Genomic DNA, 20,766 nt, shown 5'->3' on the forward strand with positions numbered 1-20,766 from the left:
TCCATCTGACTTCATGTCGGATGGGGTTGTTTCACATGCCCTGCACCGGGTCCATGGCACAGGGTTAATAAATTCGTTTACGCCAAAATATCAGATGCCCAGCGTCTTTCGGGCATAATTCAGCGCCTTATCAATAACTTGCTCGATAGACATCTGTGTTGAATCCAACACTAATGCGTCTTCAGCAGGCACCAATGGCGCTATAGCGCGGTTGCGATCGCGATCATCGCGCTCTTTTATCTCGGCTAAAAGGCGATCAAAGTTAACATTAAAGCCCTTATCCTGCAACTGTAGCATACGTCGCTCTGCACGCACTTCCGGGCTGGCATCAAGGAAAATCTTGACGGGCGCGTCGGGGAAAACAACGGTGCCCATATCACGGCCATCGGCAATTAAGCCGGGGCCTTCGCGAAAAGCACGCTGGCGGCGCAATAGTGCCTCACGGACGCGGGGAAAAGCGGCAACGCGCGAGGCGGTGTTGCTGACTTCCTGGGTCCGAATTTCGCTGGTGACTTCTTCACCTTCCAGAATGACCTGCATCTCGCCGTTCTGAGAGATAAAGCGCACATCCAGGTGAGCAGCAATGGGAACCAGTCCCTCTTCAGACTCAATATCGACCTGATGATGTAATGCGGCTAAGGCCAAAACACGATAGATCGCGCCGGAATCCAGTAAATGCCACTGCAAGGCTTCCGCCATCGCTTTGCACAGGGTGCCCTTTCCCGCGCCACTTGGCCCATCAATAGTTATGACCGGGGCAGTTGCTGTCATCATTCCCTCCTGTTGCTGCGCGCATTTTGGCCAGTTGGCCGTCACAAATGTCGGGCATTATACGCTGCCCTGCGACGCTTCGTTACCCTTTAGAGGGAAGGTGATGCGAAATTTCGCCAGAAAAAGGACTTTTCTGGCCTGCTGAATGGGAATGAGAAACAGGCCCGGCGAAATACTCACCGGGCGAGGAGATCAGGCGTTCTGGCTGATTTTTGCCAGTTGCTCGAAATAATCAGGGAAGGTTTTTGCAGTACAGCCAGGATCCAGAATGGTAACGGGCGTCTCTGATAACGCCACCAGCGAGAAACACATTGCCATACGGTGATCGTTATAGGTTCCGATCGCGGCATGCGTCAGCTGAGCCGGAGGCGTAATACGGATATAATCGTGCCCTTCTTCGACTTCAGCCCCGACTTTACGCAATTCTGTTGCCATAGCCGTCAGGCGATCGGTTTCTTTAACCCGCCAGTTATAGATGTTACGCAGTTGGGTGGTGCCCTGAGCAAACAGTGCAGCAGTCGCGATCGTCATAGCCGCATCAGGAATGTGATTCATATCCATATCGACAGCCTGCAGTTTGCCCGCCGTACAGGCGATGTAATCATCACCCCACTCGACGGATGCGCCCATTTTTTCCAGAACATCAGCAAAGCGAATATCGCCCTGTACGCTGTTACGACCAATACCGGTCACGCGCACAGTGCCACCTTTAATCGCTGCCGCCGCAAGAAAATAGGAGGCAGAAGATGCATCGCCTTCCACCAGGTAATCTCCCGGTGACTGATACTGCTGTTTTCCTTTAATCAGGAAGTGCTGGTAGTTTTGATTTTCAACCTCAACGCCAAAGCAGCGCATCAGGTGCAGCGTAATATCGATATAAGGCTTAGAGACCAGATCGCCTTTAATGCTGATTCGCGTGTTCTCTTCAGCTAAAGGGGCCATCATCAGCAACGCGGTCAAAAACTGACTGGATACGCTGCCGTCTACGGTGACTTCACCGCCAACAAAGCCACCACGCAGGCGAACAGGCGGATAATCTGTATTCTCAAGGTAATCAATCTGGGCGCCCCCCTGACATAACGCATCGACCAGATGCCCAATCGGCCGCTCTTTCATTCGCGGCTCGCCCGTGAGCACCACATCCTGCGCCCCAAGGCAGAGCGCCGCTGCCAGCGGGCGCATGGCCGTGCCAGCATTGCCCAGGAAAAGCTCAACCGGTTGTGCAGCCAAAAGAGGGCCGCCCTTTCCTGTCACTTCGCAAACGGTACGATCGTGGGAAAGGGTGAAATCCACGTCCAGAGCCTTGAGCGCATTAAGCATGTGCTTAACATCATCACTGTCCAGCAGGTTAGTGAGTCGGGTTTTACCCTTCGCTAATGCGGCCAGCAGCAACGCACGGTTTGAAACACTCTTGGAACCGGGCAAATTAACCGTGCCATTAACGCGAGCAATGGGCTGAAGGGTCAGGGAATCTTGCATGTGAAACTCAATCCTCAAAAAAACGACAACTCCGCCGGATGGCGGAGTCGGGTGTCAGCAATCCCACTGACTGGGGAATAATCAGCCGTGGCGACGTTCGAAATCAACCATGAAGTCTGTCAGCGCTTTAACGCCTTCCAGCGGCATGGCATTGTAAATGGATGCCCGCATGCCGCCGACAACGCGGTGGCCTTTTAACGCGTGCAAACCGGCTTTTAATGACTCGTCCAGGAACAGGCTGTCGAGTGACGCATCCGCCAACTGGAAAGGAATATTCATTCGCGAGCGGTTTTGCAGCGCAACATCGTTACGATAGAAATCACTCTTGTCGATCAGATCGTAAAGCAAGCCCGCTTTTGCCTGATTAATTTTCTCAATTTCGGCCACACCACCTTTCTGCTTCAGCCACTTAAACACCAGTCCACTCAGGTACCAGGCGAAGGTGGGCGGTGTATTGAACATCGAATCATTTTCTGCCAGAACGCTGTAATCCAGGATAGAAGGCACGCTCTTATCGGCTTTACCTAACAGATCGTCCCGGACAATGACCAGGGTAATCCCCGCCGGGCCAATATTTTTCTGCGCACCCGCGTAAATCACGCCATAGCGGCTGATATCGATAGTGCGGGATAAAATCGTGGAGGAGAGATCGGCAACGACGACTTTGTTGCCAAAATCAGGTTCTTCATCAATGGCAACGCCGTCGATGGTTTCGTTAGGACAGAAGTGCAAATAGGCGGCCGTGTCACTGACATCCCACTCACGCATCGGCAGAATGGCACGCTTACCCTTAAGGGTGGTTTTGACATCCAGGGTACGTGGCGAGCAATATTTAGCCGCTTCTTTAATAGCGCTGTGCGCCCAGTAGCCGCCGTCGGCATAATCTGCACTGGTGGCGCTACCCAGCAGGTTACCCGGTACCGCAGCAAACTGCGCACGTGCGCCGCCATGGCAGAATAAAACTTTGTAATTAGAGGGTATTTTTAGCAGATCGCGGAAGTCCGCCTCTGCTTCCTCAGCCACCTGAATAAATTCTTTACTGCGGTGGCTGATCTCCATTACGGAAGTTCCCAGGCCGTGCCAGTTTGTCAGTTCTTGTTCTGCACGGCGGAGCACTTCGCTCGGCAGCATCGCTGGCCCAGAGCTAAAATTATAAATTTGCGTCATTTCCCTCACCACTGTCATATAAAACGGTTATGAATAACGATTCGGTTTTATCACTGCATTCTGGTGGCTGCAATCATAAATCTAACACCGGTCACATTTTTCCAGCACATCGCACCGAAGGTTATATTACCAATGCAATCCAACACGAAATATTGTGAGGCGAGTTCCTTTCGTTCAGTCTCGGCATTGGCAGATAAACCAGGGTATGAGAAAACGTCCGGTAAAATTGCCGCGCCTTGATAGCGAACAGGCAGCAAAAAACGTATCATTGCGCGCTTTACGCACCCTATTTTACAGAGAGAGCGGCACCATGACGCAAACTTTTATCCCGGGCAAAGATGCCGCCCTGGAAGACTCCATTACGCGTTTCCAGACCAAACTGCAGGATCTGGGCTTTAATATAGAAGAAGCCTCCTGGCTTAATCCCGTTCCACACGTCTGGTCTGTGCATATCCGTGACCGCGACTGCCCACTCTGCTTTACCAACGGCAAGGGTGCCAGCAAGAAAGCCGCCCTGGCTTCGGCGCTGGGTGAGTATTTTGAACGTCTGTCCACCAACTACTTCTTTGCCGATTTCTGGTTGGGTAACAGCATCGCTCAAGGCGATTTTGTCCATTACCCCAATGAAAAGTGGTTCCCCCTGCCTGAAGATGACAGCCTGCCAGAAGGGATTCTGGATGCGCGTCTGCGCGCCTTTTACGATCCTGAAAATGAAGTGGCTGCGTCAGATTTGATCGATCTTCAGTCGGGTAACCACGAGCGCGGTATTTGCGCCCTGCCTTTCACGCGCCAGTCCGATCAGCAAACCGTTTATATTCCGATGAACATCATTGGCAACCTGTACGTATCGAACGGCATGTCAGCCGGTAATACAGCCAATGAGGCACGGGTTCAGGGATTATCTGAAGTCTTTGAGCGTTACATTAAGAACCGCATTATTGCGGAGTCTATTAGTCTTCCCACCATTCCTGAGTCGGTGATGGCACGCTATCCTGCCGTGGTGGAAGCCATTGCCCGCCTGGAGGCGGAAGGCTTCCCAATCTTTGCTTATGATGCGTCATTAGGCGGTAAGTACCCGGTTATTTGCGTCGTGCTGTTTAATCCTGCTAACGGTACCTGTTTTGCCTCTTTCGGCGCGCATCCGGACTTTGGCGTGGCGCTGGAGCGTACCGTCACTGAGCTGCTTCAGGGCCGTAGCCTCAAGGATTTGGACGTCTTTACGCCGCCTACCTTTGATGATGAAGAAGTGGCTGAACACGCTAACCTGGAAACACACTTTATTGATTCAAGCGGCCTGATTTCCTGGGATATGTTCAAAGAGACGGCTGATTATCCGTTTGTGGACTGGAAATTTGATGGCACTACCGAGCAAGAATTCAGCACGCTGATGGCGATTTTCGCGGCCGAAGGTCAGGAAGTCTATATCGCGGACTACGAGCACTTAGGTGTTTATGCATGCCGCATTATCGTGCCTGGCATGTCAGATATTTATCCGGCTGAAGACCTGCTACTGGCTAACAACAGCATGGGCGCGGGCATACGTGAAACGCTGCTTGCCCTGCCTGGAAGCAACTGGAACCCGGAAGAGTACCTCGATCTGATTTCTCAGTTGGACGAAGAAGGTTTTGATGACTTCACCCGCGTCCGTGAGCTGCTGGGGCTGGCAACGGGTAAAGATAACGGCTGGTACACCTTACGCATCGGCGAGCTTAAAGCGATGCTGGCGCTGGCCGGTGGTGACCTGGATCAGGCGTTGATCTGGACAGAATGGACCATGGAGTTTAACGGCTCCGTTTTCAGCCCAGCGCGTGCAAATTACTATCGTTGCCTGCAAACCTTGCTGCTTCTGGCCATGGAAGATGAGCGTAATCCACTGGAATATCATGCTGCCTTTGTACGCATGTATGGTAGTGAGGCTGTAGAAGCAGCCTCTGCGGCGATCAGTGGTGAAGCGGCCTTCAACGGGCTCCAGCCGGTGGACAGCGATCTCACCGCTTTCCCTGCCCACCAGGCGCTACTGGCGGCTTATGAGAAACTGCAGCGTGCTAAACGTCGCTACTGGGAAAACGCATAATTATTTGCGGCATTTTGTCAGATTAAGTTTGCGATAAACGCAAAGGCACTAATACTCATTAGTGCCTTTCTTTTTTACGCATTAAGCATTTCAGTTATTAATAGATCATCGTTTTTATTATCAAGAATAAAAACAACACAATAGAGATATTTTGTTAACAGCAAAGTGACATCGACACGTGCAGCACCTCGTCAATTAAACAAAACCTGTATTATTTAAAATAAATTTAATTGTTTATTTTCAATAAGTTATTCAAAAAATCATTCTTTTTTGTCAGGATTTTTCCGCCATTGCCCGGCCGAACATGATCTAAATCAACTTCTACCTCTGTTGCCTTTGTTATTATTTTTTCAGACAACTTTTGGAGTGAGTTAGTGTGAAAGCTGACAATCCTTTTAACCTGTTATTACCCGCCGCGATGGCGAAAGTTGCTGAAGACGCTGGCGTTTATAAAGCAACCAAGCATCCCCTGACAACGACCTTTCTCGCGTTTACTGCGGGCATGTTCATCTCTATCGCTTTTGTGTTTTACATTACGGCCACCACCGGCAGCGGTGAAATGGCCTACGGTATGGCAAAACTCATCGGCGGTATCTGTTTTTCACTGGGCTTAATCCTTGTCGTGGTCTGCGGTGCCGATCTGTTCACCTCTACCGTGCTGATTGTGGTCGCTAAAGCGAGTGGCCGTATCACCTGGGGGCAACTGGCACGTAACTGGATTAACGTTTATTTAGGTAACCTGGCCGGTGCACTGTTTTTTGTGACACTGATGTGGTTTTCCGGTGAGCATATGGTGGCCAACGGCGCATGGGGTTTAAACGTGTTGCAAACGGCCGACCATAAAATGCATCACACGTTTATCGAAGCCGTTTGTCTGGGCATCCTGGCAAATTTGATGGTCTGTCTGGCGGTCTGGATGAGCTATTCAGGACGCACCTTAACAGATAAAAGCCTGATTATGATTTTGCCGGTGGCGATGTTTGTTGCCTGTGGTTTTGAACACAGTATCGCAAATATGTTTCTGATTCCTTTCGCCATCATTATTCGTGATTTTTCTGGCCCTGAATTCTGGCAGGCCGCTGGCACGACGGCGGCACAGTTCCCGGCCCTCTCTGTAAAAAACTTTATTTTCGACAATCTGATTCCGGTCACGCTCGGCAACATCATCGGCGGCGGCCTTTTAGTTGGATTGACCTACTGGGTAATTTACTTACGCGGTGGGCACGAAACGCACTAATCCTGTCTCGACGGTGCATCCCAACCCGATATACCCGAGAGCAAAAGTCTCCTTAAATAAGGCAGGTATAATATGACCGAACTTAACGCAAAACTCGCCTCAGCCTGGCAAGGTTTTACTGAAGGCGAATGGCAGAACAGCGTCAACGTACGCGACTTCATCCAGAAAAACTATACGCCGTATGAAGGCGATGAATCTTTTCTGGCAGGTGCCACCGAAGCCACAACCAAACTCTGGGAACGCGTGCTGGAAGGCATTAAAGTTGAAAACCGCACTCACGCCCCCGTAGATTTTGATACCGATCTTGCTTCTACCATTACGTCCCACGATGCCGGTTACATCAATAAATCGCTGGAAAAAATTGTTGGCCTGCAAACTGAAGCCCCATTAAAACGCGCCATTATTCCCTTTGGCGGTATCAAGATGGTCGAGGGCTCATGCAAAGTTTACGGTCGTGAACTTGATGCCGCACTGAAAAAAACCTTCACTGAATATCGTAAAACCCATAATCAGGGTGTGTTTGATGTTTATACCCCAGACATTTTACGCTGCCGTAAATCGGGTGTATTAACCGGCCTGCCAGATGCCTACGGCCGTGGGCGCATCATCGGTGATTACCGTCGCATCGCGCTATACGGCATTGACTATCTGATGGCCGATAAGTTTGCTCAGTTTACTTCCCTGCAGAGCGATCTGGAAAATGGCGTAAACCTGGAAGCCACTATTCGCCTGCGTGAAGAAATTGCTGATCAGCATCGTGCGCTGGGACAGATTAAAGAGATGGCAGCCAAATATGGTCACGATATCTCTGGTCCAGCCACCAATGCCGTGGAAGCGGTTCAGTGGACCTATTACGGCTATCTGGCCGCAGTAAAATCGCAAAATGGCGCGGCCATGTCGTTTGGTCGTGTTTCAACCTTCCTGGATGTGTTCATCGAGCGCGATCTCAAAGCAGGCAAACTGAATGAAGAGCAGGCTCAGGAACTGATTGACCATCTGGTGATGAAACTGCGTATGGTGCGCTTCCTGCGCACGCCTGAGTATGATGAACTGTTCTCTGGCGACCCTATTTGGGCCACTGAGTCGCTGGCCGGTATGGGTGTTGATGGTCGTACGCTGGTGAGCAAAACCACCTTCCGCTTCCTGAACACGCTGTACACCATGGGGCCGTCACCCGAACCTAATATGACCATTTTGTGGTCTGAAAACCTGCCGGTTAACTTCAAAAAGTATGCGGCGAAAGTGTCTATCGATACCTCGTCACTGCAGTATGAAAATGACGACTTAATGCGCCCTGACTTTGACAACGATGACTATGCGATTGCCTGCTGCGTCAGCCCGATGATCGTCGGCAAGCAAATGCAGTTCTTTGGTGCCCGCGCGAACCTGGCGAAAACCTTGCTCTACGCAATTAACGGCGGCGTGGATGAAAAACTGAAAATGCAGGTGGGTCCAAAAGAGGCCAAAATCACCGACGATGTGCTTGATTTCGACATCGTGATGGCACGTCTGGATCACTTCATGGACTGGCTGGCAAAACAGTATGTCACTGCATTGAACATCATCCACTTCATGCATGATAAATACAGCTATGAAGCGTCGCTGATGGCACTGCATGACCGTGATGTTTACCGCACCATGGCATGTGGTATTGCCGGCCTGTCTGTCGCTGCGGACTCACTGTCTGCAATCAAATACGCGAAGGTGAAACCGGTACGCGACGAAGACGGTTTGGCCATTGATTTTGATATTGAAGGTGAATATCCACAGTTCGGTAACAACGACCCACGCGTTGACGACCTGGCTTGCGACCTTGTTGAACGTTTTATGAAAAAAATTCAGCAACTCGAAACCTACCGTCACGCAGTACCGACCCAGTCAGTGCTGACCATTACCTCTAACGTGGTTTACGGTAAGAAAACCGGTAATACGCCAGACGGTCGCCGTGCAGGCGCGCCTTTTGGCCCAGGCGCTAACCCGATGCACGGTCGCGATCAGAAAGGTGCGGTGGCATCCCTGACCTCGGTCGCTAAACTGCCGTTTGCTTACGCAAAAGATGGTATTTCCTATACCTTCTCTATCGTTCCAAACGCTTTAGGTAAAGACGACAACGTGCGTAAAACCAATCTGGCAGGATTGATGGACGGTTACTTCCATCATGAGACCAGCATTGAAGGCGGTCAGCATCTTAATGTGAACGTCATGAATCGGGAAATGTTAATGGATGCGATGGATAATCCTGAAAAATATCCTCAGTTAACCATTCGCGTCTCCGGTTACGCCGTGCGCTTTAACTCGCTCACTAAAGAGCAACAGCAGGACGTGATTACCCGTACCTTTACACAGTCCCTGTAAGTACGTTAGCCACTACGCTTATCTGAGGCTCCTTCATGGAGCCTCTTATTCAAAGTCTGCTTTGGTGGTTGTCTGAGACACGGATAACAACCAGAATCGATTTCCTGTTCAGAGCACGCCAGAGAGTGTGCCACCTGCTCCGCAGGCTTACCTGGAGAATACATCGCAATGTCAGCCATTGGTCGCATCCACTCATTTGAATCATGCGGTACCGTAGACGGTCCCGGTATTCGGTTTATCACCTTTTTCCAGGGCTGCCTGATGCGCTGCCTTTACTGTCATAATCGTGATACCTGGGACACGCACGGCGGTAAAGAAATCACCGTTGAGGCGCTGATGGCGGATGTTCTGTCCTATCGTCACTTTATGAATGCATCAGGTGGCGGGGTTACCGCATCGGGTGGCGAAGCGATTCTGCAGGCCGAGTTTGTGCGCGACTGGTTTCGCGCCTGTAAAGCAGAAGGCATTCATACCTGCCTTGATACCAATGGCTTTGTTCGCCGCTACGATCCGGTTATTGATGAATTACTGGACGCGACGGATTTGGTCATGCTGGACCTTAAACAGATGAATGACGATGTTCACCAGATCCTGGTCGGCGTGTCCAATCATCGCACGCTTGATTTCGCCCGCTATTTACAGAAAAAAGGGAAACGTACGTGGATCCGTTTCGTCGTGGTGCCCGGCTATTCTGACGATGATGACACCGTCCATCGCTTAGGCGCTTTTACTCAGGATATGGAAAACGTTGAGAAGATAGAGCTGCTGCCTTATCACGAACTGGGTAAACACAAATGGATTGCGATGGGTGAAGAGTACAAACTTGACGGGGTGAAGCCGCCCAGTAAAGAGACAATGGAGCGGGTAAAAAACATTCTCGCCAGCTACGGGCATGAAGTGATGTATTGATGACGATACCGTGAATAGTCACCCCGCTCAATTCACCCCACTCACAGAAACGAATCACCCAACCCACGGGCTGCGATGTGCCAACGAAGCACAGGGCAGCCCTCTGAGAAGTCGGTCAGGCATGCGCCACGGGCGTGGCATGATGATCGGCTTTACGCAACAGCATAACCAGGTAAACCAGCGCCACTGCCGCAATCATAACGAACAACACGCGGTCAGAATAACTCTGCATCAGCATCGCGGTCATGCTTGGACCGGCCAGGCTACCCAGCGTATAGCTCAGTAGCAATGCCTGATTCATCGCCACCAGTTCGTGGTGTGCAACGGTTTCACAGGCCCACGACATCGCCACGGGATAAAGCGTAAAACCGGCCAGCCCCAGTACAAACAATGCGGGTGCCATCGCGGCATTGGTCAGCATCGCAATAGCGCCCAGGATCACCACAAATACCTGCACACGCAGCACCATCATGCGGCCAAAGCGATCGGCCAGACGACCAATCGGCCACTGCCCGACAATGCCTGCACTGACCAGTAGCGCCATCCAGTAGCCAACGTTCGCGTCACTCATGCCCTGGTGGGAAAGATACAGCGGCATCAAACCATACAGCGAACCCAAAACAATACCTGAGATGATGCAACCGTTGATGCCAAGGCGAGAACTGCGGCGACGCAGCATAGGTAAAATGCGTCCACCCGGCAGCGCTTCAGCTGGGTCGCTGTGGGTGGCAACCTGAGTGAAGATGAGCGGTAAAATGGCACAAATCACCGTCGCGGTTACCCAGGGGATCACACTTAACAACGCAGTTGAAAGCTTGCTCACCAGCAGTTGGCCGGCAACCGTTCCCAGGTAATAGACGATCATATAAGCAGCCAGCAGCTGCCCACGGTTGCGTACCGTGCCGCTACATAATAAAGCGCTTTCAACCACGACCCAGACTAACGCGCAACCGATGCCCGCCGTAAAGCGTAACAGCGTCCATGACCAGAATCCCGACATCATCATCATGCACAGCGTGGCCCCGGCAAACAGACCGGTAGCCAGATAATAGCTACGGTTAAATCCATAATGTTTGATCAACCAGCCCGCCGTTAAGGTCCCGAGCAGATTGCCGGTATAATATGACGAACTCACTACGCCCACCTGCCAGGTAGCCAGAGCATCATGCGTCAGCCAGAGTGGAACCAACGTATTCAGCACAGCAATAGAAACTGTCATTAATAACAGGCCGCAAAGCAGCAATATCACAGGACGTGACCAGGTCGACATAGGGATTAAAAACCAAAAGAAATGAAGGAAATTGCGCGCAGTTTGCCATTGCGTTTTTTAAAGTCAACGGGGAGAAACAGGCCTCAGCACATTTTGCTGCCCGACAATTTAATTTATTTATCTTCAGTAAGTTAGCGGGATATTTTACGCCGATGAAAATAAAGCTATCTCTATGATAATGTAGATTTTTACGCTTCCGGCAGCGCGATACATCGATAACGTTTATTTGTGATAAATGCTTATGCGATTCGTAGACATCATTCCGCCATTTGGACCAAAAAAAAACCCAGCGGGCGCTGGGTTTTTAAGAGGATAACGGGCGATTAACCAATAAATTCCAGGCCCTTCATATAAGGGCGCAGTACCTCTGGCACGGCAATGCGGCCGTCTAGCTGCTGGTAGTTTTCCAGCACCGCCACCAGTGTGCGGCCCACAGCCAAACCGGAACCATTTAATGTATGGACCAGACGCGGCTTTTTATCCTGCTTATTACGGGTGCGGGCCTGCATACGGCGGGCCTGGAAATCCCCCATATTTGAGCAGGAAGAGATTTCACGGTACGTATTCTGCGCCGGTAACCACACTTCTAAATCGTAGGTTTTGGTGGCGCCAAAGCCCATATCGCCCGTACACAGCAGCACTTTACGGTAGGGCAGATTCAGCAGCTGTAAGACTTTTTCGGCATGACCGACCAACTCTTCCAGGGCATCCATTGAGGTTTCTGGCGCGACGATCTGTACCATCTCGACTTTATCGAACTGGTGCATACGGATAAGTCCGCGCGTATCACGGCCATAGGAGCCCGCTTCAGAGCGGAAACACGGCGTATGAGCCGTCAGCTTCAGCGGCAGGTTATCTTCCTCGACGATTTCATCACGTATAAGGTTGGTCAATGGCACTTCTGCGGTAGGAATCAGCGCATAGTGGCTGCTTTCTGATTCTTCTTCCAGTGGTCGGGTATGAAACAGATCTTCACCAAACTTAGGTAGCTGTCCTGTTCCGTACAACGTCGCATGGTTAACCAGATAAGGCACGTAGGTTTCCAGATAGCCATGCTGCTCGGTGTGCAGGTCAATCATAAACTGGCTAAGCGCACGGTGCAGGCGGGCAATCTGGCCTTGCATCACGACGAAGCGTGAACCGGTAAGCTTTACTGCCGCGGCAAAATCCAGCCCTTTCGCGGCTTCGCCCAGCTCAACATGATCTTTTACCTGAAAATCGAACTGGCGTGGCTCACCCCAGCGGCTGACTTCCTGGTTCTCAGTGTCGTCTTTACCCGGCGGCACTTCATCCGCAGGAATATTCGGCAGCGCCAGGCTAAAGTCGCGGATCTGATTTTGCAGTTCATCCAGTTCTGCTTTGGCAGCATCCAGGCGTTCGCCCAGGCTGTTCACTTCCTGACGCAGTGGCTCGATGTCTTCCCCACGTGCTTTGGCCTGACCGATGGATTTGGATCGGGAGTTACGCTCGGCCTGCAAGTTTTCAGTTTCTACCTGCAAGACTTTGCGACGCTCTTCGAGCGAACGCAGCATTTCCACATCCAGTTTGAATCCTCGGCGTGCCAGTTTTTCTGCGACTGCGTCTGGCTCATTACGCAGCAGATTGGGATCGAGCATGCTTATCCTGTGTATTTATGAGTTAAAAGAAGGGACGCATTCCTGCTGGAATGCGTTGAAAACATTGACCACATTACCGCAACGTCTGTTTTAGCGGTAGCGTTTTGTCTGGCTATTTTGATCGAGTTCAGTAAGCCAGGCCAGCTTTTCGCCAATTTTGCCTTCAAGACCACGTTGTGTTGGATGATAGTAACGTGTTTGTGCCATTTCAGGGGGGAAATAGACCTCGCCAGCCGCGTAAGCGTTGGCTTCATCATGGGCATAGCGGTAACTTTCACCCAGGCCCATCTCTTTCATTAGCTTAGTGGGCGCATTGCGCAAATGGTCGGGGACATCAAAATCGGGATGGTCGCGCGCATCACGCATCGCGGCCTTAAACGCGTTATAAACGGCGTTACTTTTTGGCGCGCAGGCCAGATAAACAATGGCTTGTGCAATCGCCCGTTCCCCTTCCGCGGGGCCGACGCGGGTAAAACAATCCCAGGCCGAAATCGCAACCTGCATACCGCGAGGATCGGCGTTGCCGACATCTTCAGAGGCAATCGCCAGCAGGCGACGTGCTACATAGAGCGGATCGCCACCTGCGGTAATAATCCGTGCGTACCAGTAGAGGGCAGCATCCGGTGCCGAACCGCGAACAGACTTATGTAACGCAGAAATAAGGTCGTAAAAACGGTCGCCCTTGTTATCAAAGCGGGCAGAACGCTCACCGGCCACCTCGGTTAACAGCTGTGGCGTTAATTCCCTTTTCCCGTCCGCGCGGGTTTCGGCCATATCCGCCATCATTTCCAGCGTGTTCAGCGCACGGCGCGCATCGCCGTTCACCAACTCAGCGATCATGCGCCGCGTATTATCCGGTAACAGGATATCGCTGTTGCCATAGCCTCGATCGGCGTCCTGCATAGCCTGGTCAAGTACCTGCTCGATGTCCTCTGTGGTCAGGGATTTGAGCAAATAAACGCGGGCGCGTGACAACAGGGCGGAATTAAGCTCGAAGCTGGGGTTTTCGGTCGTTGCACCAATAAAGGTGATTGTGCCGTCTTCAATATGCGGCAGGAAGGCATCCTGCTGGCTTTTGTTGAAACGGTGCACCTCATCCACGAAAAGAATCGTGCGACGGCCGGCCTGCTTGCTCAGGCGTGCACGTTCTATCGCTTCACGAATTTCTTTGACACCTGATGTGACGGCAGAGATGCGTTCAACGTCCGCGTTGCCGTAGTGCGCGATAATCTCGGCCAGCGTGGTTTTGCCTGTTCCTGGCGGTCCCCAGAGAATCATTGAATGCAAATGGCCAGCCTCAATCGCGCGCGGCAGCGGTTTACCCGCAGCCAACAGGTGTTGCTGACCAATATAGTGCTTCAGGGTTTCTGGCCGCATACGCGCGGCCAGTGGTTTAAAATCTTCGCTGGAGAAATCCAGGGACAGGTTACTCACTACCACCTCACTGACGTTGATCATCCACCGTGACGCCTTTAGGCGGGGTGAAAGTGAATTTATCCGGGCTGATAGGGCCGTTTTTCTGGCTCTTTAACTGGTAGTTACTGCGCTGCCCATCCTGCTCTATGGCGCTGAACTGATTGATGGTGCCGTCTGGCGTCACATCAATCGTGAACTGCTTGAGATTGCCATCGCTTTTCTTCGGCGTCAGTTCAAATTTGTCGCCCTGCTGCTTGACGTTATATTGCTTCCAGTCACTCGACTGATTGCGGGCAATCAACATAAATGGCGTATTACTGGTGGCGTTTTTTAACAGGCTTACCGTGGCCTGTTCTACAAACGGGTTGTAGAACCATAACGATTTTCCGTCAGAGATAATGACGCTCTCGTCAGGCGCGGTCATGTGCCAGTTGAACAGGCTTGGGCGTTTAACCCACAGCTCACCTTCCCCGTCCTGCACGTTAGCACCGCTGCCATCGGTAACCTTTTGAGTAAAGCTGGCGTGGAAGCTGTTTACTTTATTTAAACGCTGTTGCAGGTCAGTCGATGCATCAGCGAAAGCGCTGGCTGAACCCAAAGCGGCCATCAGGCCGAAGGCGATTACGCGTAATTTCATCTGCTTAAATCCTTATTAAATCGTTTCCCGTTGATAACGATACTAAGCCTGGTCGCTGTCCTGCATTTAATACAGGAGAAAAAACCGAAAGCCTAATCAACTATGGGGGTTAACCGCTAAAAAACAATGAGCCAGCAAGAACTGGCTCATTGATTTATGTTTCAAAGCTTATCGCTCAGGCTCTACATATCATGTGGCGGTGGTGACAGGACTTCGCGGTTACCGTTATGACCCGGCGCCGAGACAATCCCTTGTGCTTCCATCTGCTCAATGATGCGCGCGGCGCGGTTATAGCCGATACGGAACTGACGCTGAACGCCCGAAATAGAGGCGCGACGCTTGTCTACCACAAAGCCCACCGCCTGATCGAACAACGGGTCCAGTTCTTCATCGCTGTCGATACCGCCTGCACCTTCGCTCTCTTCACCCGCCGTAATGCTCTCAATGTATTGCGGACGGCCACGCGCTTTCCAGTCCTGCACAACGGCATGAACTTCCTGATCGCGCACGAAGGCACCGTGAACACGGACCGGCATGGAGGAGTTTGGCGGCATATAGAGCATGTCACCCATCCCCAGCAACGACTCCGCGCCGCCCTGGTCGAGAATAGTACGCGAGTCAATTTTACTTGATACGGTAAAAGCAATACGGGTCGGGATGTTCGCTTTGATCAGACCGGTAATCACATCCACCGAGGGACGCTGGGTTGCCAGCACCAGGTGGATACCTGCCGCACGTGCTTTCTGCGCCAGGCGGGCAATCAGCTCTTCCACTTTTTTACCCACGGCCATCATCAGGTCGGCGAACTCATCCACCATCACCACAATGTAAGGCAATTTTTCCAGCACCGGTGGCGTCATGTCCATACTGTCGCCCGGTTTCCAGAACGGATCGGGAATTGGACGGCCCATCGCCTCCGCCTGCTCAACTTTCTCGTTGTAGCCCGCAAGATTACGCACGCCAAGCGCCGACATCAGTTTATAGCGGCGCTCCATCTCACCGACGCTCCAGCGCAGCGCATTCGCCGCATCTTTCATATCGGTGACGACTTCGGTGAGTAGATGCGGAATGCCTTCATAGACCGACAGCTCAAGCATTTTCGGGTCGATCATAATAAAGCGCACTTCTTCCGGCGTGGCTTTATACAACATGCTGAGAATCATGGCGTTCACACCGACTGACTTACCCGAACCGGTGGTACCCGCTACCAGTAAGTGTGGCATTTTCGCCAAATCGGCCACTACCGGCTGACCGGCAATGTCTTTACCCAGTACCACGGCCAGAGGTGAAGGATTGTCACGGAATTTTGGACAATCCAGCACTTCACGTAAGTAAACGGTCTGACGATGCTTATTCGGTAATTCCAGTCCGACATAGGGCTTACCGGGAATCACTTCAACAACGCGCACTGCCGTGGTCGACAGTGAACGGGCCAGATCGCGTGACAGGTTAGAAATACGCGCGGCTTTCACGCCAGGCGCCAGATCCAGTTCAAAGCGGGTAATCACCGGGCCTGGAGAAATGCCGACGACTTCCGCCTTAACACGATAATCGCCCAGGCGTGATTCAACCAGACGTGCTGTCTGCTCCAGCGCAAACATATCAACCGGCTCCTCTTCGACAGGCGGCGCGGTTAACAGATCCAGCGAAGGCAATGGCGTGGAGGGTTTTTCCAGCGGCTGCTCATGACGCATCAGGAAAGGGTGAATCAGGCTATCATGCAGCGACGGTTTTGTGTCTTCGACGGGTTCTGGCTGTTGAACAGGTGCCACGAAGGTATCCGACACCACGCTCTGTGTCGGCACCGTTCTCTGGGCTGCCGCCTGTTCTGGTGCGGCCTGCATTTGCTGCCACGGCTCATGTTTTGCCGCCACGTCATCCGTTTCAGGCGGAGCCGCAATGGTGAACAGCGGCTCAACAGGTCCATCGTCGACCAAATCTTTCATCGGTGAGAAATCAAAAGCCGCCGAGGTATCCAGATTGAAAACCGGTGCGTTGTTGTCGGGCTCCGCCTCATAGCGCTGTTGCTGCTGTTCGGCGAACTGACGTGCCAGCGATGCCTGTTGCAGTGCCAGTTCATCGTCCTCGTGCTGCTCATCCTGTTGCCAGCGATCGCCATAACGCTGTTGCTGTTCCGACTGAAACGCGTGACGTAACTCGGCCTGTTGCAGCGCGTCTTGCTCCTCTGCAGACCAGTCTGGGTTGTGCGTATCCTCAGGCACTGGCTGAGACGCGGGGCTTTCAGACAGCTTCGCTTTCTCTTCCGCCATGCGCTGCGAAGGCAGTTTGATCCCGTACGAGGCCAGTTCGCGTCGGGTCGGTAATTTCACCGGATTCGGCCGGGGCAGCGCCGGGCCAATCCCCTGCTTCACCTGTGGATTCGCCTGATTTTCAGGTACCGGTTCAAACAGGGGCGACATCGATGACGCCTGCTTTGCGGCAACGGCTGATGTCACCGCGCTGCTCAGCGTCGCGGCAGAGGCTGCCTCGCGCCAGTTGCCCATTTTCGGCTCATCATCCTCATAAGCCGTAAAGGGGCTTGAGGATGCAGGCGTTTCATCCGGCATTTCAAAACGGTACAGAGGCGGTTCGCTCACCGGTTTATCCTGCGGAACAGGATCAAGCGGCGCAGCATTGCGCACGGGAGTAGAATAATGTGCTGCCGATTCCTGCGATTCCTGCGCGGACGCGGCGGAAAAATGGGCGGATTGTGCAGGTACAGCGCCCACTGGCTGAGCGACAGGGGCTACTGACTGTGCGGTCGCCGCATTGGACAGCGCCGGGGCAACGGCAGGCTGCTGTGTCGGCACCGCAGCGGACGCCACCGGCATATCGGAAGCATCGACGGTTGCGGCGACGGCGGCGCGAGTGGCTGTTGCCGCCTTAGCCAGCAGCGGATCGTGCTCATCCAGATCGGGCTGAGCTTTACGCGGTGCGGCAAGCAAAACGTCATCGTCTTCATGCGGCTGAGCGTGAAGAACAGGCACAGCCTCTTCATGATGTTCTGCCTCATCCTCTTCCTGCCAGGGTTCGTCATGGCGTGAACGGTTGCTGGCAAAGGTCAGCACGCCCATAACAACGCCGCCGATTCTTTCCGCAATGGTTAACCATGACCAGCCGGTATAAAGCGTAATCCCGGCAGCCCAGATGCAGAGCAGTGTCAGCGTTCCGCCTGCTGGACTAAACCAGGGCGAAATCGCATTACTGACCAGACTGCCGATGACGCCACCCGATGCAAAATACCAGATGTCGTCAGCATTGAGTGCCGCCATACCGCAGGTGGTCACCACCAACGCCAGTACGCCGATTAAGCGTAAACCGATGGCAAAATAGTCAAAGTAGTCCTGATTATCGCGCTGGCGAAACGCTATCCAGCACAGCCCCAGGATCACCGGCGGAATGGCGTACGCCATCACACCAAAGATGAACAGTAAGGTATCAGCCAGCCACGCGCCTACCTTGCCACCAATATTATGGATAGGTTCATGCCAGGCCGTCTGCGACCAGCTCGGGTCGGAAGGATTAAAACTGACGAGGGAAACCATCAGATAGATGGCAAACAACGCCACCAGGATGAGCAACGCTTCCAGCAGACGGCGTCCACTGCTCAGCGACTGTAACGAAACGTCTTTATCTTCTGTGTATTCCTGGCTCAAGAGAACTCTCCAGGTGCCTGTAAAGTAAGAAACAACAGCGCCGGGCTCACCCGACGCTGGTCCTGTATGTATTCACAGGAGTGTACCGAAATTTCACAGGCTTTGCACCTGCCACGCATCAGCGCGTTTTGATCACCAGACGGTTACTCTGTTTGACCTCTTCCATCACCACGTAAGTCCGCGTGTCGTTTACACCTGGCAGGCGCAGCAAGGTTTCACCCAGCAGCTTGCGGTAGGCGGACATATCAGGCACGCGCGTTTTAAGCAGGTAGTCGAAATCACCAGAAACCAGGTGACACTCTTGAGTTTCCTCAAGTTTTTGTACGGCGGCGTTAAATTGTTCAAACACATCTGGCGCGCCACGATTCAGAGTAATCTCAACGAATACCAGTAATGAGGCGTCCAGGTAGTGAGGGTTAAGTTGCGCAGTATAACCAAGGATGAATCCCTGGCGTTCAAGACGACGTACACGCTCAAGACAAGGTGTAGGCGATAATCCTACACGTTTGGAAAGTTCCACGTTTGAGATGCGACCGTCTTTCTGCAATTCATTCAGAATGTTTCTGTCGATCCTGTCGAGGTCTTTACCGGGGCGTTTCTTATTATCTACCATTATTATTGTCTCTCTTAATTCCTTCCCTTTACCTGCCATCCCCTGAAAACGCTCATTGTTCGGGGCATTTTTTGAAGTGAAATAACAAAGTCTGAGTGCGTTCGCACCTATGTGTATGACGCATGTTGCCTGTCCACATCATGCGTCATGACCCATATCAGACGACAAAATTCATTCGGCACATTGCCCAAAACCCGGCGGCAAAACCCGTTTTGTTCCGAAGATGTCATTCGCTTCTTACACTGTTTTCGCAAATGCGCAGGCGATTGTCAAAGTAAAATGTCTAAATTCAGGACAAGATGCCAGACACTTCGCTGGGTCACTGTTTTTAAATGAGTATTTTCGTGCGGCATGGTGCAACGAAATGAATTTTTGCCCCCTTTTGGCACAAGTGACAGGCGAAAAACGTATTCATCGTCTACGCCGTTTACAGCAATCGCCAACAAAAGCGCGCAAGTGTTGTCAATGATGCGGCTTATTCCCTACAATCGCAGACTATGTCAGGCGAATGAAACTGAGGAACGCATGAGTACGGCTAAACACAGTAAGTTGCTCATTCTGGGCTCTGGTCCAGCAGGTTATACCGCAGCCGTCTATGCTGCACGCGCAAATCTGAATCCGGTATTGATTACCGGGCTGGAAAAAGGCGGACAGCTGACCACCACGACGGACGTGGAAAACTGGCCGGGCGACCCGCACGATCTGACAGGTCCGTCGTTAATGGAACGCATGCACGAGCATGCTGAGAAATTTAACACTGAGATCATTTTTGACCATATTCATAGCGTTGATCTGCAGAATCGTCCGTTCCGTTTAACCGGTGACAGCGGCGAATACACCGCAGATGCGCTGATTATTGCCACGGGCGCGTCGGCACGCTATCTCGGCCTGCCGTCAGAAGAGGCGTTTAAAGGCAAAGGCGTTTCAGCCTGCGCCACCTGCGATGGTTTCTTCTACCGTAATCAGAAAGTCGCCGTTATCGGCGGCGGTAATACGGCGGTAGAAGAGGCACTTTATCTGGCCAATATTGCCGCTGAAGTGCATTTGATTCACCGTCGCGACAGCTTCCGTGCAGAGAAAATTTTAATTGATCGCCTGATGCAAAAAGTCAGCAACGGCAACATCGTGCTGCACACTCATCGTACGCTGGAAGAAGTTGTGGGTGATCAGATGGGCGTGACCGGGCTGACGCTGCGTTCAACGCTGAACGATGAAACGGAAGCGCTGGAGGTTGCTGGCCTGTTTGTGGCCATTGGCCATAGCCCAAACACGGCGATTTTCGACGGTCAGTTAGCGCTTGAGAATGGCTATATCAAGGTGCAGTCAGGACTGCACGGCAATGCCACCCAGACCAGTATTCCGGGTGTGTTTGCCGCGGGTGACGTGATGGATCATATCTATCGCCAGGCCATTACCTCTGCGGGTACTGGCTGTATGGCTGCCTTAGATGCAGAGCGTTATCTTGATGGTCTGGTTAAGAACGATAAGTAAGTTGTTAATAACCTGATCTTAATTGTTTGAGGCGACTGTTTTTCAGTCGCCTTTTTTATTATCACCATGCTAAAT

At 52.2% G+C, this 20,766-nt stretch carries 13 protein-coding genes and 2 pseudogenes; 5 read left to right on the forward strand and 10 right to left on the reverse strand.

From position 1 onward, the window contains the following. Nucleotides 1-90 precede the first annotated feature (90 nt). The 3 genes from cmk to serC all read right to left on the reverse strand — a co-directional run bounded on the left by cmk (nt 91) and on the right by serC (nt 3,417). Nucleotides 91-771 carry a (d)CMP kinase gene (gene cmk / locus QNH99_RS14770; protein ID WP_063878948.1) on the reverse strand — a complete coding sequence of 227 codons (681 nt, stop codon included), beginning with the start codon at nt 769-771 and terminating at the stop codon, nt 91-93. A gap of 192 nt (nt 772-963) precedes the next feature. Further along, the gene (gene aroA, locus QNH99_RS14775) at nt 964-2,250 is read right to left on the reverse strand and encodes a 3-phosphoshikimate 1-carboxyvinyltransferase (RefSeq protein WP_410516859.1); all 1,287 of its coding nucleotides are present in this window, start codon (nt 2,248-2,250) and stop codon (nt 964-966) included. Between the two features lie 81 nt (nt 2,251-2,331). Further along, the gene (gene serC, locus QNH99_RS14780) at nt 2,332-3,417 is read right to left on the reverse strand and encodes a 3-phosphoserine/phosphohydroxythreonine transaminase (protein ID WP_410516860.1); all 1,086 of its coding nucleotides are present in this window, start codon (nt 3,415-3,417) and stop codon (nt 2,332-2,334) included. Between the two features lie 310 nt (nt 3,418-3,727). Here serC and ycaO point away from each other — a divergent pair, with 310 nt between their 5' ends. The 4 genes from ycaO to pflA all read left to right on the forward strand — a co-directional run bounded on the left by ycaO (nt 3,728) and on the right by pflA (nt 9,992). Next, nucleotides 3,728-5,491, forward strand: a complete 1,764-nt coding sequence (gene ycaO / locus QNH99_RS14785; protein WP_410516861.1) for a 30S ribosomal protein S12 methylthiotransferase accessory factor YcaO — start codon at nt 3,728-3,730, stop codon at nt 5,489-5,491. A 376-nt stretch (nt 5,492-5,867) separates the two neighbouring features. Then, nucleotides 5,868-6,728 (forward strand): formate transporter FocA, encoded by an 861-nt coding sequence (gene focA / locus QNH99_RS14790; protein ID WP_063878945.1) that lies wholly within the window; start codon nt 5,868-5,870, stop codon nt 6,726-6,728. 72 nt (nt 6,729-6,800) lie between these two features. After that, nucleotides 6,801-9,083: a formate C-acetyltransferase gene (gene pflB / locus QNH99_RS14795; RefSeq protein ID WP_410516862.1), complete on the forward strand. Its 2,283-nt coding sequence runs from the start codon at nt 6,801-6,803 to the stop codon at nt 9,081-9,083. Between the two features lie 168 nt (nt 9,084-9,251). Beyond that, complete coding sequence (pflA, locus tag QNH99_RS14800) at nt 9,252-9,992, forward strand: pyruvate formate lyase 1-activating protein (RefSeq protein ID WP_063878943.1); 741 nt, start codon at nt 9,252-9,254, stop codon at nt 9,990-9,992. A 115-nt stretch (nt 9,993-10,107) separates the two neighbouring features. Here pflA and QNH99_RS14805 read toward each other — a convergent pair whose 3' ends face one another. From QNH99_RS14805 to lrp, 7 genes and pseudogenes are all read right to left on the reverse strand, one after another. After that, entirely contained in the window at nt 10,108-11,262 is a 1,155-nt protein-coding gene (locus QNH99_RS14805; protein ID WP_096012223.1) for an MFS transporter, read from the reverse strand. A gap of 323 nt (nt 11,263-11,585) precedes the next feature. Further along, nucleotides 11,586-12,878 (reverse strand): serine--tRNA ligase, encoded by a 1,293-nt coding sequence (serS, locus tag QNH99_RS14810; protein WP_410516863.1) that lies wholly within the window; start codon nt 12,876-12,878, stop codon nt 11,586-11,588. A 90-nt stretch (nt 12,879-12,968) separates the two neighbouring features. Next, a complete protein-coding gene (locus QNH99_RS14815; protein ID WP_063881143.1) occupies nt 12,969-14,312 on the reverse strand; it encodes a replication-associated recombination protein A in 1,344 nt (447 codons plus the stop codon). A gap of 7 nt (nt 14,313-14,319) precedes the next feature. Beyond that, nucleotides 14,320-14,931: an outer membrane lipoprotein chaperone LolA gene (gene lolA / locus QNH99_RS14820; RefSeq protein ID WP_063878940.1), complete on the reverse strand. Its 612-nt coding sequence runs from the start codon at nt 14,929-14,931 to the stop codon at nt 14,320-14,322. 182 nt (nt 14,932-15,113) lie between these two features. Next, nucleotides 15,114-17,339: pseudogene (locus tag QNH99_RS14825) on the reverse strand (DNA translocase FtsK); the annotation flags it as partial. 735 nt (nt 17,340-18,074) lie between these two features. After that, nucleotides 18,075-18,476, reverse strand: a pseudogene (locus tag QNH99_RS14830) (DNA translocase FtsK 4TM domain-containing protein); the annotation flags it as partial. A gap of 229 nt (nt 18,477-18,705) precedes the next feature. After that, nucleotides 18,706-19,200 (reverse strand): leucine-responsive transcriptional regulator Lrp, encoded by a 495-nt coding sequence (gene lrp / locus QNH99_RS14835; protein ID WP_006118610.1) that lies wholly within the window; start codon nt 19,198-19,200, stop codon nt 18,706-18,708. 525 nt (nt 19,201-19,725) lie between these two features. Between lrp and trxB the strand changes: the two genes are divergently transcribed. Beyond that, complete coding sequence (gene trxB / locus QNH99_RS14840) at nt 19,726-20,691, forward strand: thioredoxin-disulfide reductase (RefSeq protein ID WP_063878938.1); 966 nt, start codon at nt 19,726-19,728, stop codon at nt 20,689-20,691. Nucleotides 20,692-20,766 lie beyond the last annotated feature (75 nt).

The sequence above is a fragment of the Pantoea allii genome (assembly GCF_046529425.1).
GTDB classification, from domain to species: Bacteria; Pseudomonadota; Gammaproteobacteria; order Enterobacterales; family Enterobacteriaceae; genus Pantoea; species Pantoea allii.